12 protein-coding genes are annotated in these 13,935 nt (G+C 73.6%); 8 read left to right on the forward strand and 4 right to left on the reverse strand.

Features of this window, described 5'->3' with window-relative positions:
* The first annotated feature begins 520 nt into the window (after window positions 1-520).
* Complete coding sequence (locus AB0I88_RS22035; RefSeq protein WP_361027384.1) at window positions 521-1,012, forward strand: SgcJ/EcaC family oxidoreductase; 492 nt, start codon at window positions 521-523, stop codon at window positions 1,010-1,012.
* Window positions 1,013-1,241: 229 nt separating this feature from the next.
* Window positions 1,242-2,396: an epoxide hydrolase family protein gene (locus AB0I88_RS22040; protein WP_361027387.1), complete on the forward strand. Its 1,155-nt coding sequence runs from the start codon at window positions 1,242-1,244 to the stop codon at window positions 2,394-2,396.
* 19 nt (window positions 2,397-2,415) lie between these two features.
* Here the strand turns inward: AB0I88_RS22040 and AB0I88_RS22045 are convergent, their stop codons facing one another.
* Both AB0I88_RS22045 and AB0I88_RS22050 read right to left on the reverse strand, forming a co-directional pair.
* On the reverse strand, window positions 2,416-2,952 hold the full coding sequence (locus tag AB0I88_RS22045) for a LuxR family transcriptional regulator (protein ID WP_361027390.1): 537 nt from the start codon (window positions 2,950-2,952) through the stop codon (window positions 2,416-2,418).
* Entirely contained in the window at window positions 2,949-5,480 is a 2,532-nt protein-coding gene (locus AB0I88_RS22050) for a LuxR C-terminal-related transcriptional regulator (protein ID WP_361027393.1), read from the reverse strand. Before AB0I88_RS22050 ends, AB0I88_RS22045 begins: the two co-directional genes overlap by 4 nt.
* A gap of 170 nt (window positions 5,481-5,650) precedes the next feature.
* On the opposite strand from AB0I88_RS22050, the gene AB0I88_RS22055 reads away from it, so the two are divergent.
* The 5 genes from AB0I88_RS22055 (at window position 5,651) to AB0I88_RS22075 (ending at window position 11,155) form a co-directional block, all read left to right on the forward strand.
* A complete protein-coding gene (locus AB0I88_RS22055; RefSeq protein WP_361027396.1) occupies window positions 5,651-7,129 on the forward strand; it encodes a dynamin family protein in 1,479 nt (492 codons plus the stop codon).
* On the forward strand, window positions 7,117-8,898 hold the full coding sequence (locus AB0I88_RS22060; RefSeq protein WP_361027399.1) for a dynamin family protein: 1,782 nt from the start codon (window positions 7,117-7,119) through the stop codon (window positions 8,896-8,898). Before AB0I88_RS22055 ends, AB0I88_RS22060 begins: the two co-directional genes overlap by 13 nt.
* Window positions 8,895-9,338, forward strand: coding sequence for a hypothetical protein (locus AB0I88_RS22065; protein ID WP_361027402.1), 444 nt, complete (start codon window positions 8,895-8,897; stop codon window positions 9,336-9,338). Before AB0I88_RS22060 ends, AB0I88_RS22065 begins: the two co-directional genes overlap by 4 nt.
* Before the next feature lie 72 nt (window positions 9,339-9,410).
* Window positions 9,411-10,793: an MFS transporter gene (locus AB0I88_RS22070; protein WP_361027405.1), complete on the forward strand. Its 1,383-nt coding sequence runs from the start codon at window positions 9,411-9,413 to the stop codon at window positions 10,791-10,793.
* Window positions 10,793-11,155, forward strand: coding sequence for a GntR family transcriptional regulator (locus AB0I88_RS22075; protein WP_361027408.1), 363 nt, complete (start codon window positions 10,793-10,795; stop codon window positions 11,153-11,155). The genes AB0I88_RS22070 and AB0I88_RS22075 overlap by 1 nt, the downstream gene beginning before the upstream one ends.
* A gap of 137 nt (window positions 11,156-11,292) precedes the next feature.
* On the opposite strand, the gene AB0I88_RS22080 is transcribed toward AB0I88_RS22075, so the two are convergent.
* The gene (locus AB0I88_RS22080) at window positions 11,293-12,267 is read right to left on the reverse strand and encodes a TerC family protein (protein WP_361027411.1); all 975 of its coding nucleotides are present in this window, start codon (window positions 12,265-12,267) and stop codon (window positions 11,293-11,295) included.
* 305 nt (window positions 12,268-12,572) lie between these two features.
* On the opposite strand from AB0I88_RS22080, the gene AB0I88_RS22085 reads away from it, so the two are divergent.
* Window positions 12,573-12,932: a MarR family winged helix-turn-helix transcriptional regulator gene (locus AB0I88_RS22085; RefSeq protein ID WP_361027414.1), complete on the forward strand. Its 360-nt coding sequence runs from the start codon at window positions 12,573-12,575 to the stop codon at window positions 12,930-12,932.
* Window positions 12,933-13,074: 142 nt separating this feature from the next.
* Here the strand turns inward: AB0I88_RS22085 and AB0I88_RS22090 are convergent, their stop codons facing one another.
* Window positions 13,075-13,848, reverse strand: a complete 774-nt coding sequence (locus AB0I88_RS22090) for a hypothetical protein (RefSeq protein ID WP_361027417.1) — start codon at window positions 13,846-13,848, stop codon at window positions 13,075-13,077.
* Between the last annotated feature and the right edge of the window lie 87 nt (window positions 13,849-13,935).

Below are 13,935 nucleotides of genomic sequence, written 5' to 3' on the forward strand. Positions count from 1 at the left end.
CTTTGCGGCACTGACCAGCCGAGCCGCGGAGCCACCGCGACGATCACGGGTTCGTGGCCCGCTCAGGAACGAACCCACTCCCCGATCCCAGGGAGACGGGGACACCGATCACGGCCATATGCGTCGCGGAAACATGACACCCGCAACGGGCGTCGCCACACCCGCAACGGGTGTCACGTTCTCGAAGCACACATCACTCGGGACGCCGGCCCCGGGTCCACCGGGCAACCCGGCACCATCCGGCATCCGGCCCGTCATCTTCCGGATCCCGTGCCGTCGACCTGCGCTGTGACGCGGTCTTCGCCGGTAGGGGCGGTCTGCTCAGCGGCGGGTCCTGGGTCGCGTCCGTCTTCTGAGGAAGATCGGCGAGAAGGACCTACGGGCGCGCCCTTCCTGGAACAGCCAGCAGGGTCAGCTTTGTGGTCACCTGCGGGTGGACGCCCGTACCCCTGCGGGGGTAGGGCGAGATCCCTCCGTGGGGCGTTCTGCGGGAGCGGTCCGGGTTCCTACGGTTAGCGGCATGAGTCGATACAGGAACCTTCTCGCCGCATCCGCCGTGCTCGCCGCCGCGCTGGTTCCGGCGGCGGTGCCGGCGTCCGCCTCACCCCCGGCCCGCGACGATCCGGCCGCCCTCCGCGAGCTGCGTGACCGCCAGGACCGGGCGTGGGCCGCGGGCGACGGCGCCGCCTATGCGGCCGTCTACACCACCGACGGTGACGTGGTCACGTTCAGCGGCGACCACCTCACCGGCCGGGCCGAGATCGCATCCGGCATGCAGCACTACTTCACCACGTATCTGAAAGGCACCCGGCTGCTGCAGCAGGACGAGCGGGTCCGGTTCGTCGAGCCGGACGTGGCCGTCATCGTGCGGACCGGGTGCGTGCTGTGGCCGGGCGAGACCGCCTGCACCGCCGAAGCACTGTCGATCAACACGAACGTGGCGGTCAAGCGGCACGGCGAGTGGCTCTACACGTCGTTCCAGAACACCCGGATCCGGCCCATCGAACCGTGACCGGCAAGACGCGGCACGCCAGGGACGTGAGCCATGCCGGGGCGGCGTCGTTCTCGGCGCCCCGGCATGGAGGCCCGGGCCGGCGAACGGGCGTTCTACGCCGGCTTTCGTGGTTGCCCACCGGGACGTGATCAGCCTGAAGCGCTCGACTGTGCCCGTGTCATCGCCGCGCAGGTGAGCTGAGCAACTAGGACGGGACCTGTCCTGATCGAGCCATAGCGTCGCCCGCATGACCAACAGCCGTGCGGGCCTGCGCCCGTTCCGTATCGACGTCCCGCAGTCGCAGCTCGACGACCTGAACACCCGGCTGGCCGGCACCCGGTGGCCGGACGAACTGCCCGGGGTCGGCTGGAGCCGCGGCGTTCCCGTCGGCTATCTGCGGGAACTCGCCGACCACTGGCGTACCGGGTTCGACTGGCGGGCCCAGGAGGCGGCCCTCAACCGGTACCCGCAGTATCTGACCACCGTCGACGGGCAGAACCTGCACCTGCTGCACGTGGTCTCGCCCGAACCGGACGCCACGCCGCTGCTGCTGTTGCACGGCTGGCCCGGTTCGGTGGTGGACTATCTGGACGTCATCGGGCCGCTGTCGGATCCCCGCGGCCACGGCGGCGACCCGGCCGACGCGTTCCATCTGGTGATCCCGTCGCTGCCGGGTTTCGGGTTCTCCACCCCGCTGGCCGGGCCGGGGATGAACGCGGACCGGATCGCCGGGATCCTCGCGACGCTGATGGGCCGGCTCGGGTACGACCGGTACGGCGTACACGGCTACGACTGGGGCGCCTGGATCGCCCCGAAGGTGGGCAGGCAGGACCCGGAGCGGGTGACCGGCGTTCACGTGACCGCGCTGGTCACCGTTCCGGCCGGGGCCGACGGGGAGCTGGACGGGCTCAGCGAGACCGAGCAGCTTCGCTGGCAGCGCATGCAGGACTTCAACGACGGCTATCTGCAGTGCAACGCCAAACGCCCGCAGACCGTCGGGTACGCCCTGACCGACTCCCCGGCCGGCCAGCTCGCCTGGATCGTGGAGAAGTTCAAGGAGCTCACCGACCCGGAACAGGGGCTGCCGGAGGACAGCATCGACCGCGACCGGATCCTCGCCGACGTGTCGATCTACTGGTTGACCGGCACCGCGGCGTCCGCGGCCCAGATCTACTACGAGGAGTTCTCCGCGACCGTCCCGGCCGGTGGGCAGCGCGGGACCGTGCCGACCGGGATTCTGGTGTCCGCTCACGACAACACGATCCGGCGGTGGGCCGAACGCGATCATCACGTGGTGCACTGGACCGAAATCGGCAAGGGCGGCCACTTCCTGGCCATGGAGGAGCCGGAGCTGCTGACCGGCGACATCCGCACGTTCTTCCGGAAACGGCGGCGCACGTAGGCGTACCGGTGAACGGGTTTTATTCGGGGGCGCGCTGCCGCTGACGCAGGTAGGCCAGGACGGCCTCGCGGGTGGTGCGGACGCCGAACAGGGCGCGGGCTTCGGCGATGCGGCGGTTGGCGGTGCGCAGGGAGAGGAATTCGGCGGCCGCGGCGGCGGCGATGGTGTCGCCGGCGGCGAGCCGGTCGAGCAGGGCGCGCTGTTCGGGGATCAGGTTGGACAGGACGTCGGTGCCGTCGATGCCGCGGTGCACCGGGCCGAGCCGGGACAGGTCGTCGACGAGGGCGCGGCCGGCGGGGGATTCGCTGTCGCAGACGGCGACGACGGCGGCGCCGCGGGCGGCCGCGAGGACGGCGAGTTTGGCGGTTTCCAGGTCGTCGTCGGCGATCCGGCCGTGCAGGACCAGGTGGGCGGCGCCGACGTCCCAGGCCGGGTCGGGCAGGGCGAACCCGGCGCGGGGGGTCCAGCCGTCGCGGCTGAGGCGCCGCAGAACGGTGTCGGCTTCGGCGGTGGTGGCAACTACATGGCGGGGAGCGTCGTCGGGCTGTCTTATCACCGGCCATCCTCGCTGGTTTCGAAGGGTTTGGTGGCGAAGGCCAAGGCGGCGGCTTCGGTACGGGTCCGCGCACCGAGTTTGCGCATGCTCGCGCGGATGTGGGTGTCCACGGTCTCGGCGGAGATGCCGAGTTGCCCGGCGATGCGGCGGGTCGGTTCGCCGGCCGCGACCAGGCGCAGCACGTCGAGTTCCCGTTGGGTGAGCCGGCCTTCGGAGCGGGGGCTGCGGGTGTCGCGGTGGATCTGGTGGCGGCGCAGGCCGCGGCGGGCCCGGCCGGCCAGGACGGTGAGCCCGGCGGCGTCGGCGAGGTGTTCGGCGCGCAGCAGGGCGGCGACGGCGCGGTCGCGGTCGGCGCTGGTGAGGCCGGCGGCGATCAGGCAGCGGACCTGTTCGCGCAGGGCGACCGGCTGCCAGCTGTCGGCGGCGTCGTCGAGGCCGGAGCCGACGGCCCAGGCGGTGAGGGTGCGGCGGGCCGGTGCGGGCAGGTCGACGGGGATGGCGGCGGCCGGTGGGGTGCCCAGGTCGTAGGCGGCCCACCGGGCGGTGATCGCGTGCAGTCCGGCGAGCAGGCCGGTGCCGGTCGTGGTGGGGGTGCGGGCGGCCCGGTCGGGCTGGCCGTCCAGCCAGGCGGCCTCGCGGGCCACCCAGGCGGCGGCCGGGTGCGCGCCGGCGGTGTCGAGGCGGGCGCGGGCGGCGGCGAGCAGGCCGGTGTCGGCTTCGATGAGGGCGGTGGCGGCGGTGGCGTACGCCCGGGCCTGTTCGGGCAGGGCCCGGTCGGTGAGGTTGGCGGCCCGGCGCAGCACGCCCTCGGTGCCGTCCCAGCCGAGCGCGGGCGGGAAGTCGGGGCCGTGCAGGGCCAGCGCCCAGTCGGCGGCGGCCAGGAACCGGGTCTGCCAGCCGTAGGCGAGGCCGGCGCCGGCGGTGTCGGCGGCGCGCAGGGCGGCGGAGGCGGCGTCGACGAGGCGGCCGTCGGCGGCGAGGTGTTCGACGAGCAGCCACGCCGACCAGCGGGTGATGAGCGGGTCGCCGCCGGCGTCGACGACCGCGGCCAGCGCGGTGTCCCAGCCGGGCCGGCGGTGGGTGGCGTGGACGGCGGCGAGCGCGGCCCGGATGCCGGGTGGTGGCTGCGGATGCCGGACGGCGATCTTGTCGGCGAGTTCGAGGGCGGTCATCGGTTCGGTGGCCAGCACGGACAGCAGCATGACGCGGTCGCGGGCGGCGACGACCGGGGCGGCGGCGGTGTCCGGGACGGGGCGCACGGTGTCGCGGGCGGTGACCGGTTCGCCGGCTTGCAGGAGTGCTTCGCCGCGCAGGACGGCGGCCTCCAGACAGAGCGGGTCGGCCGGGGTGCCGGGCCGCGGCCCGGCGCCGGAGCCGAAAGCGAGATCGTCGCCGGGGTTGCCGGCGGCGGGTGGCAGCGGCACCGCCGGCACCAGCGGCCCCAGCACCTCGGCGGCGTCGGCGGCGCGGCCGGTGGCCAGGGCCGCGTCCGCGGCCGCCAGCCGCACCCGGGGGTCCACGGCCGTCGGCAGCCCGCAGGCGAACAACAGCAGCGAGGCCCGTTCGGCGCCGGCCAGCCGGTCCGCCGCGCCCAGCGCCTTCCGGTACGCGCCGGCGGGGTCCCCGGCGGCCGCAAGGTGCCGGGCCGCCTCCGCCGGCGGTGTCAGCTCGGCCAGCCGGGCATGCATCTCGGCTCGTGCCGGGGCGTCGAGCAGTCCGGCGGCGGTCTCGGCGACGTAGGCGGACACCGGCAGCAGCGACCCGCCGGGTTCGGCGGTGACGAGCCCGGCGGCGAGCAGGTCCGCGGCGCCGGTGCCCAGCAGTGCGGGCGCGGCGGGCCGGCCGAGCAGCCCGAGTGCTGCCAGGGCGGTTCGCGCCGGGCGGGGGAGGTCGGCCAGCGCGGCGGCTATCGCGTACGCGACCTGGTCGATGTCCTCGCCGATGGGGGCGCGGCCGGCGGCGGCCTGCCGGGCCAGCGCGATGATCGCCAGGGGGTTGCCGCCGGCCCGGGTGACGACGGCGGTGACGGCCTGGTCGCTGAGCCCGCCGGCGGTCTGCCGGGCCAGCGTGTGCGCGGCGCCGGCGGACAGTGGCGGCACCGGGATCCAAGTGGTGGCGGCGTCGCGCAGCGCGGCGTGGGCGGCGTCGGGCAGCCGGTGCGGGGTGCGTAACGCGACCAGCATGCGGCAGTGGCGGGCCAGGTGCGGCAGCGCGGCGAGGGTGGCCGGGTCGGCGTGCTGCAGGTCGTCGAGCACGAGCAGCCCGGTGCGCACGCGGGAGCGGACGGCTTCGGCGAGCAGGGGGATGTCGTCGCCGGGCAGGCGGGCGCGCACGGCCCGGGACAGGGCGAGAGCGGGGACGCCGGCGAGCATGGCGAGGCCGCCGCCGAGGTGGGCGGGGCCGGGCACGGACGCGGCGACGCGGCGCAGCAGGGTGGTGCGGCCGCAGCCGGGCGGCCCGGAGAGTACGACGAGGGCGGGTCCGTGGCGCAGTGCTGTCCGGGCGGCCACCTCTGGCTCGTCCGTCACCTGCGCTCCCCCTTCACTGGCACGAACACGGGATCCCGGCCGCGGCGCCGTCGTCCGTAGGCTGCACGGTGTAGACCATCGCTGTTCCCGCTATCGAAGGGTCCTTTCGTGCCGACGACATCCGCGATACGCACATTGTCGCCGACGGTGTGCTGCGCTGACGAGTCGAAGTGACCGGGCCACTCACCACCGGCATCGCGACGCTCTGTAACGAGATCGCCACGAGAGTCTCCTCCGATGCTGGTCAACAGGTTCGGCAGATCAGCAACCGCCTTCACGATCCGTTACGGGTGGCGGTCGCTGGTCGCTTGAAAGCCGGAAAGTCGACACTAGTCAACGCGCTGATCGGCCGTCGCGTCGCCCCCACCGCGGCCGGCGAGTGCACCCGCGTGGTCACCCGGTTCCGGTACGGCCCGGCCGACCGCATCGACGTGGTCACCCGTGACGGCGAGCGGCGCAGCCTGCCGCTGGACGAGGACGGCATGGTCCCGGCCCGGCTCGGGACGCCCGCGTCGCGGATCGCGTACGTGGACGTGGCGCTGACCACCGACCGGCTGCGGGAGCTGACCGTCGTGGACACGCCGGGCCTGTCGTCGACCGACACCGCCGGCAGCGCCCGGGCGGAGGCCGCGGTCGGCATCGACGACGACTCGGCCGGGGAGGTCGCCGCCGCGGAGGCGGTCGTGTACGTGTTCACCCAGGCGGTGCGCGCGGACGACGTACGCGCTCTGGAGGCTTTCCACACCGCGTCGGCGCGGCTGGCGACCAGCCCGATCAACGCGATCGGCGTGCTGGCGAAGGTCGACACGCTGGTCGGCGGCCCGGAGGATCCGTGGCCGGTGGCCGGGCCGCTGGCCCGCCGGCAGGCCGGGCTGCTCGCGCGGACCGTCGGGGACGTCGTCCCGGTCGCCGGGCTGCTGGCCGAGACCGCCGAGGCGGGCCGGCTGACCGGCGGCGACCGCGACGCCCTCGCGAAGCTGGCGGCGCTGCCGGGCGCCGAGCTGAGCCTGCTGCTGCTGTCGGCCGACCTGTTCCGGTCCCGGCCCGCCCCGATCGGCCGTGACCAGCGGGAGCGGCTGCTGACCCGGCTCGACCTGTACGGCATCGGCTTCGCCTGCGCCCAGCTGGCCGCCGACCCACGGCTGAGCACCGGGGAGCTGGTGCGCCGGCTGTCGGCGGCGTCCGGGCTGGCCCGGCTGTCGGCGACGGTCGACCAGACGTTCCGCTGGCGGTCCGACGCGATCAAGGCCGGGTGGGCGCTGACCCGCCTGGAACGGCTGTCGCGGCACGGCGTGCAGGGCCGCGACCAGCAGACCGTCCGTGACGCGCTGGAGCGGGCGCTGCGGGATCCGGCCTACCACCGGCTGCGGCTGCTCGACGCCGCGCAGCGGGCCGCCACCGGCGCGGTGCCGTTGCCCGGCGACTGGGAGCAGGAGCTGATCCGGCTGGCCACCTCCGACGACGCGCGCTGGATCCTGCGGCTGCCCGAGGCCGACGGCGGGGAGCTGGCCGCGGCGGCGGTGGCGGCGGCGGGACGGTGGCGGGCGTACGCGGTCGACGGCGCCGGCCCGGCGCAGGCCCGCATCGCGCAGGTCGCCCACCGCGGTTTCCAGTTGCTCGCCCAGGAGGTGCGCCGGTGCGCGACCTGACCACCCTGCTGGACACCGCGGTCCGCGACACGATGTCGTATCTGCGCACCGCCGACCCGGACGCGGCCGCCGACCTGGCCGAGCTGCGCCGCGCCCATCTCACCCGGCCGGGCGTGGTGGTCGTCGGTGAGACCAAACGTGGCAAGAGTTCGCTGGTGAACGCGCTGCTCGGGGTGCCGGGCCTGTCGCCGGTCGACGCGGCGGTCACCACCGCCGCCTATCTGAGTTTCGTGCCGGGCGCCGAGTTCTCGGCGCGGGCGTGGCTGCCCGGCGGCGACGAGATCGAGATCGACTCGCTGGACGAGTGGGCGCGTGGCCGGCAGCGGGCCCGCCGCATCGAGGTCACCCACCCGGCGCCGATGCTGGAGTACCTGACGCTGCTGGACACCCCGGGCGCGGGCGGTCTCGACCCGGTGCACGCCACCATCGCCCTGGACGCGGTGCGCCGGGGCACCGCGCTGCTGTTCGTGGCCGACGCGTCGGCCCCGCTGTCGCGGCCGGAGCTGGACTTCCTGGCCGCCGCCGCGGAACGCGTCGACGCGGTCGTCTTCGCCCTCACCAAGATCGACGCGTATCCGCAGTGGCGTGGCATCGCCGAGGACAACCGGTCGCTGTTGCAGGCGCACGCGCCCCGGTTCGCGGGTGCGGCGTGGTTCCCGGTGTCGGCGCGGATGGCCGAGCTGGCGCTGGCCGCCGACGGCGGCACCCGCGACGCGCTGGCCGCCGAGTCCCGGGTGCCGGCGTTGCAGCACGCGCTCGTCGAACTGGCCGGCCGCGGGCACCAGTTGCGGCTGGCCAACGTGCTGCGCGCCGCCCACCGGGATCTGGCCCGGCTGCGTGACGTCGCCGACGAGCGGGTGCGGGCGGCGTCGGCGGACGCGGCCGGGCAGGCCGCCACCCGCGCGGAACGCGCCGCGCTGGCGGCCCGCAAACGCACCGAGTCACGGCAGTGGACGCTGAAACTGAACGCGGAGGTCCAGCACGCCCGGGTGGCGGTGGTCGGGCATCTGCGGACCCGGCTCACCGAGGTGCAGCACGACTACGCCCGGCGCATCGACACCGCCCGCGGGGAGACGCTGGCCGCGCTGCCCGACGACCTGGACACCGCGTTGCAGGCGGTGGCGGCGCAACTGTCGGCCCGGCTGGAGGACACCTACCGGGAGGTCGCCGAGAAGGTGCTGGCCGACGCGTTCGACCCGGCCCGGGTCAGCGCCACGCTGCGGCATCACCTCAGCGCCGGCCCGCCGCGCGACGGGTCCGGCGAGAACCTGCTGATCGCGCTGTCCGCGGGCGGGGTGGCGCTGATCGCCGGCCGGGGCGCGGCGCTGGGGGCGGCCGCGCTCGGGGTGTCCGGCGGGCTGCTGATGCCGGTCGCCGGGATCGGGCTGGGCCTGGCCGCCGGCGGGTACGTGATCTACCGGCGGCGGGTGCACACCGACCGCCGGCACGCCCACACCTGGCTGCGTGACGTGCTGGCCGAGGCCCGGGCGGCGCTCACCGACGAGATCAGCGGCCGGTTCACCGACCTGCAGTACGCGCTGGCGGTCGCCCTCGACGAGGCGATCGAACGGCGGCTGCGGGAGCTGGACGCGCTGATCGCCGAGATCGACGCGGCGGCCGCCGAGGACGCCGCCGGACGTGCCCGACGGCGGGCCGCGGCCACCGCCGACCGCGACGCCGCCGCGGCCCGGCTGCGGCAGGCCGACGAGGCGCTGCTGCGGGCCCGTTCCCTGACCCCCGCCCCCATCGACGAGGAGGGTTCACTGTGACCGACCACTGGGATTTCGACGACGATTTCGAGGACCTGATCCCGGACGACGTGCCGGAGCCCGACTCGCTGGTCCAGGACCATCAGATCGAGTGGGACGTCCCGGAGGATCTCCCGGAGCTGCCCGACCTGCCGGAGATCGACATCCCGGACATGTCGGAGATCGCCGCCACGGTCGACGACACCGTCTTCCCGCCCACGCTGGACATCGGCGAGCTGCCCGAGCCGGTCGACGGTTTCCCCTGGGTGGACACCGCCACGCTGGGCGCGGCGGATCCGGCCGGGTTCACGCCGCCGGTCGAGCCGGTCACCGCCGAGGAACTCGCCGCCTACGCCGGGGTGGAGATCCCGCCGGGCGCCGACCCGTGGACGTTCCTGGCGTCGTCGGAGGACCCGGCCACCGCGGCGCTGGCCCAGTGGTGGACCCAGGGTGAACAGTGATCACCATCTCCCGCTGATCGCGCCGGGGTGGCATCATGTCCGCGCACCGACCACTTTCAGGAGCGGACTTAGATGGCCGTCGACGGCAACAGCACCACCACTCTCGCCCCGAAACGGGAACGCACCGGCTGGTACATCTACGACTGGGCGAACTCGGCGTTCTCCACCACCGTCATCACCGTGTTCCTCGGGCCGTTCCTGACCAGCGTCACCGAACAGGCGGCCGGCTGCGCCATCGACGCCGACGACTGCACGGCGAAGGTGTACCCGCTGGGCATCCCGGTCGCGACCGGTTCCTACTTCCCCTACCTGGTGTCGCTGTCGGTGCTGCTGACCGTGTTCATCCTGCCGGTCATGGGCGCCGTCGCCGACCGGGCCCCGCGCAAGAAGCCGCTGCTGGCCGGCGCCGCGTTCACCGGCGCGGCCGCCACCGTGGCGATGGCCTTCGTGACCGGGGACCGCTATCTGCTCGGCGGCGTGCTGTTCATCGTCGCCAACATCGCGTTCGGCGCGGCGATCGTCGTCTACCACTCGTTCCTGCCGCTGCTGGCCGGCCCGGACGACCGGGACCGGATCTCCAGCCGCGGCTGGGCCATCGGCTATCTGGGCGGTGGCGTGCTGCTGCTGCTCAACCTGATCGCGGTGATGTCGCTGTCGGAGGACGGCAACCCGCAGCGCACCCTCGACCTGGCCCGCTGGTCGATCGTGTCGGCCGGCGTCTGGTGGGCGGCGTTCACGATCGTGCCGCTGCTGTGGCTGCGCGAGCACCCGGGTGCCGCCGCGGTCGTCGGCGAGCCCCGCGGCAACGTGCTCACCGACGGGTTCAAGCAGCTCGGCCACACCCTCAAGGGCATGCGTGCCTACCCGCTGACGCTGTTCTTCCTGGGCGCCTACCTGATCTACAACGACGGCATCCAGACGGTCATCTCGCTGGCCAGCCAGTTCGGCAGTGAGGAACTGCACCTGGACCAGTCCACGATGATCCTCACCATCCTGATCGTGCAGTTCCTGGCGTTCGGCGGCGCCCTGCTGCTCGGCGCGCTGGCGGCCCGCATCGGCGCCCGCAAGACGATCCTGATCGCCCTGGCCCTGTGGCTGGGCGTGGTGATCGCCGCGTACTGGCTGCCCGAGGGCGAGCCGCTGCCGTTCATGCTGCTCGGCGCGGGCATCGGCCTGGTCATGGGCGGCAGTCAGGCCCTGTCGCGCAGCCTGTTCTCCCAGCTGATCCCGGCCGGCAAGGAGGGCGAGTACTTCGGCTTCTACGAGATCAGCGACAAGGGCACCAGCTGGCTCGGCCCGCTGTTCTTCGGCCTGATCTTCCAGGTCACCAACAGCTACCGCACCGGCATCGTCTCCCTGGTGGTGTTCTTCCTGGTCGGTGGCCTGCTGCTGGCGTTCGTGCCGATCCGGCGCGCCATCGTCGCGGCCGGCAACACCCCGCCCAGGCTGATCTGATGAGGATCACGATCGACCCGGCGTCGCCGGCGCCACCCTACGAGCAGGTCCGGCTCCAGATCGCCGCGCAGGCCGCCGACGGCGTACTGCCCGCCGGAACCCGCCTGCCCCCGGTGCGCCGGCTGGCGGTCGAGCTGGGGCTGGCGGTCAACACGGTGGCCCGCGCCTACCGCGAGCTCGAGCAGGCCGGCCTCGTCGAGACGCGAGGCCGGCTCGGCACGGTGATCACCGCCCAGGCCACCGCGACGTCCGTCGAGGCCCAGCGGGCGGCCGCGGCCTACGCCGCCCGCACCCGCGCCCTCGGCATCCCGGCGGACACGGCCTTATCGCTGGTCAAGGCCGCGTTGCAAGACCACACCTGAGGGGTACGCGGCGGACCGCCCGAGCCGGCGTGCCCCGTCCCCGGAAGCGCCCCGCGGGCTTGCTGCGCCGTCACGGCCGCAGCGCGCCCGCCGGGCTGAAGCGCTCCGCGGGCTACCGCGAGGCGCCCGGGGGCGGGTCAGCGTGCCGCGTCCACCGATGAGCCGGTGACCTCCGGTGCGCCGCCGGCGGCCGGGCCGGCGCCGCGGGTGCTGCGCAGGCTCCACACGATGGACACGGTGATCGTCACGACGATGACGGCGAGGGTGACCGGGATGGGCAGCTTGCCGACCGGGGTCTCCGAGAGGATCAGTTTGACCCCGGCGAAGGCGAGCAGCACCGCGAGGCCGTAGTGCAGGTGCACGAAGCGGCGCAGCAGCCCGGCGAGGCAGAAGTACAGGCTGCGCAGGCCGAGGATGGCGAAGGCGTTCGCGGTCCACACGATGAACGTGCTGGTGGTGATGGCCAGGATCGCCGCGACCGAGTCGACGGCGAAGATGAGGTCGGTGGCCTCGACCGCGATCAGGACCACGAACAGCAGGGTGGCGACGCGTTTGCCGCCGATCCGGGTGAAGAACCGGTCGCCGTGGTAGGCCGGGTCGGTCGGGACGATCCTGCGGATCAGGCGGACGACGGGGTTGCGGTCGGGCGGGCTCTGCGCGTCGTGCCCGAAGGCCATCTTGTACCCGGTGTAGACCAGGAACGCGCCGAACACGTACGCGGTCCAGAAGAACGTCTCGAGCAGTTCCGCGCCGACGAAGATGAACACCAGCCGGAACGCCAGGGCGCCGATGACACCCCAGAACAGCACCTTGTGCTGGTAGGCGGCCGGGACGGCGAAGTAGGTGAAGATCATCGCGAAGACGAAGACGTTGTCGATCGACAGGGCCTTCTCGATCAGGTAGCCGGCGTAGTAGGTGCCGGCGACCTCGCTGCCCTGCCAGGCCCACAGGATGACGCCGAACAGCAGGCCGGCGGCGATCCAGACGCCGGACCAGACGGCGGCCTCGCGGAAGCCGATGACGTGGTTGTCGCGGTGCAGGAACAGGTCGACGGCCAGCATCGCCGCGATGGCGAGCATGAGTAGGGCCCAGATCCACCAGGACACGGACATGTCAGGGAGCAGACCTTTCGTCCCGGCCGAAGCTCTCCGGGGGTGCGGAGCGGCGTTCGGCGTCGCTGGACGAAGGTCTCCCCGGGCCACCGCGGCGGGTGGCTGCGGCGCCGGAATCCGGATGGGCCGGTTTCGTACTGACGGCGGCGCGTGGATCTTCGGGTACTCCCCCTCGAACTACGCCCCAGTATTCGCGAAGCACAGTTCGCGTGTCAAGGATGCGGCCGGAGAAACACGAAGCTGTTCTCGCGTGTGCGAGACCGTATATTGGGGCGTCACATCGAGCCCACGAACGGGAACCGCCGATGTCCCTGGCAGACCGAACGAGCATGGCGCCCGCGCCGCGCGGGTGGACGTTCCTGACCAACCACGCCCACGTGCTGCTGGCCATCGCCCGCGAGCCGACCGCGCGGCTGCGTGACGTCGCCGCGTCCGTCGGCATCACCGAACGCGCGGCACAGGGCATCGTCGCCGACCTCGAAGCCGACGGCTACCTGCGCCGCGAACGTGTCGGGCGCCGCAACGAATACACCATCAACCCGGCCGGCCGATTCCGGCACCCCGCCGAGGCCGACCACCGCATCGGCGAGCTCATCGCCCTGTTCACCGGCCCGCAGAGCCGGTCAACAGGCCCGCCGTCAGACGGTGCCCCGGACGGCACATGATCCAATCCGGCTGGCCGCCGGCGCTGTCTCACACCCGCCGAGACAACCCCGGCAGCCGGCCGCCGGTGCTGCCTCGGGACGCTCGCAAGAGCGCCGGCAGCCGGCCGGACAGGACCCGCCGATATCCGGACGGTCCCGGCTGTCACACCTGCGGGGCGTCCGGGCGAGCGGTGACACGGAACCCGGCCGGGCCGTTGCGCAGCAGGGTCCGCTCCCGCTTGCCGCCGATGTCGTAGGTGAGCAGCAGGTCGAAGGTGTAGGCGCCGGCGTCGGCACGGAAGGCGAACTGGAGGTCCTGTCTCTCCCCGTCCTCGACCAGCAGTGCCGGGAACTCGTCGAAGTAGGGGCCGGTGGCGCGGCCGGTGTCGTCGATGGCCCACATGCGGGGTTCGGCATCGGCCAGGTCGAACATCATCGGGGCGGGGTCGGCGCCGGAGCCGCGGTAGGACAGCACGGCGGCGTGCGGGACGCATTCGGTGACGATGTTGACCGGGCGGATGTCCTCGACGCTGATCAGCCGGCTGCTGACATTCTCGACGGTGACCCGGGCGACGGCGCCGTCGGCCGCGAACGCTCCCCGGGCCAGCGCGTAGCGGGCGTCGACGCCGTCGGCGGTGCCGACGATGTCCGGCAGCGCCCGCAACGTAGCGGCCGGGAACACCAGGTCGTGCGGATGGTCGGCGGCCGGGTACTCGCTGGTGGCGGCACGGAGCGCCGTTCCGGTCGCCGGCACCCGCGGGCCGTTCGGGCGGGGACAGCCAGCGGGCGTGGTGTGCCGGGCGTCCGCCGTCCGGGCGGCGGGGCTCGCGACCTGCGGCGGTGGGGGCGTGACGGTGGGAGGGGTCGGTCGGAACACGGTGATCGGCAGCATCGCCAGCACCGTCGAGATGGCCAGAAACGGTCGTGGCTGAGGCACGGATCCTCCCCTGCGACGTGAACCTGTGCCCGACCCTAGGGCCCCACCGAAGCCGCGTCAGGGCATCGATCGGGTGTAACGGACATC

Source organism: Actinoplanes sp. NPDC049802 (genome assembly GCF_040656595.1).
Taxonomy (GTDB): domain Bacteria; phylum Actinomycetota; class Actinomycetes; order Mycobacteriales; family Micromonosporaceae; genus Actinoplanes.

What these genes read in the sequence shown, in the direction of transcription:
- AB0I88_RS22070 (WP_361027405.1), top strand. Translation starts at nt 9,411, where the DNA reads ATGGCCGTCGACGGCAACAGCACCACCACTCTCGCCCCGAAACGGGAA.
- AB0I88_RS22040 (WP_361027387.1), top strand. Translation starts at nt 1,242, where the DNA reads ATGACCAACAGCCGTGCGGGCCTGCGCCCGTTCCGTATCGACGTCCCG.
- AB0I88_RS22080 (WP_361027411.1), bottom strand. Translation starts at nt 12,267, where the DNA reads ATGTCCGTGTCCTGGTGGATCTGGGCCCTACTCATGCTCGCCATCGCG.
- AB0I88_RS22035 (WP_361027384.1), top strand. Translation starts at nt 521, where the DNA reads ATGAGTCGATACAGGAACCTTCTCGCCGCATCCGCCGTGCTCGCCGCC.
- AB0I88_RS22085 (WP_361027414.1), top strand. Translation starts at nt 12,573, where the DNA reads ATGTCCCTGGCAGACCGAACGAGCATGGCGCCCGCGCCGCGCGGGTGG.
- AB0I88_RS22075 (WP_361027408.1), top strand. Translation starts at nt 10,793, where the DNA reads ATGAGGATCACGATCGACCCGGCGTCGCCGGCGCCACCCTACGAGCAG.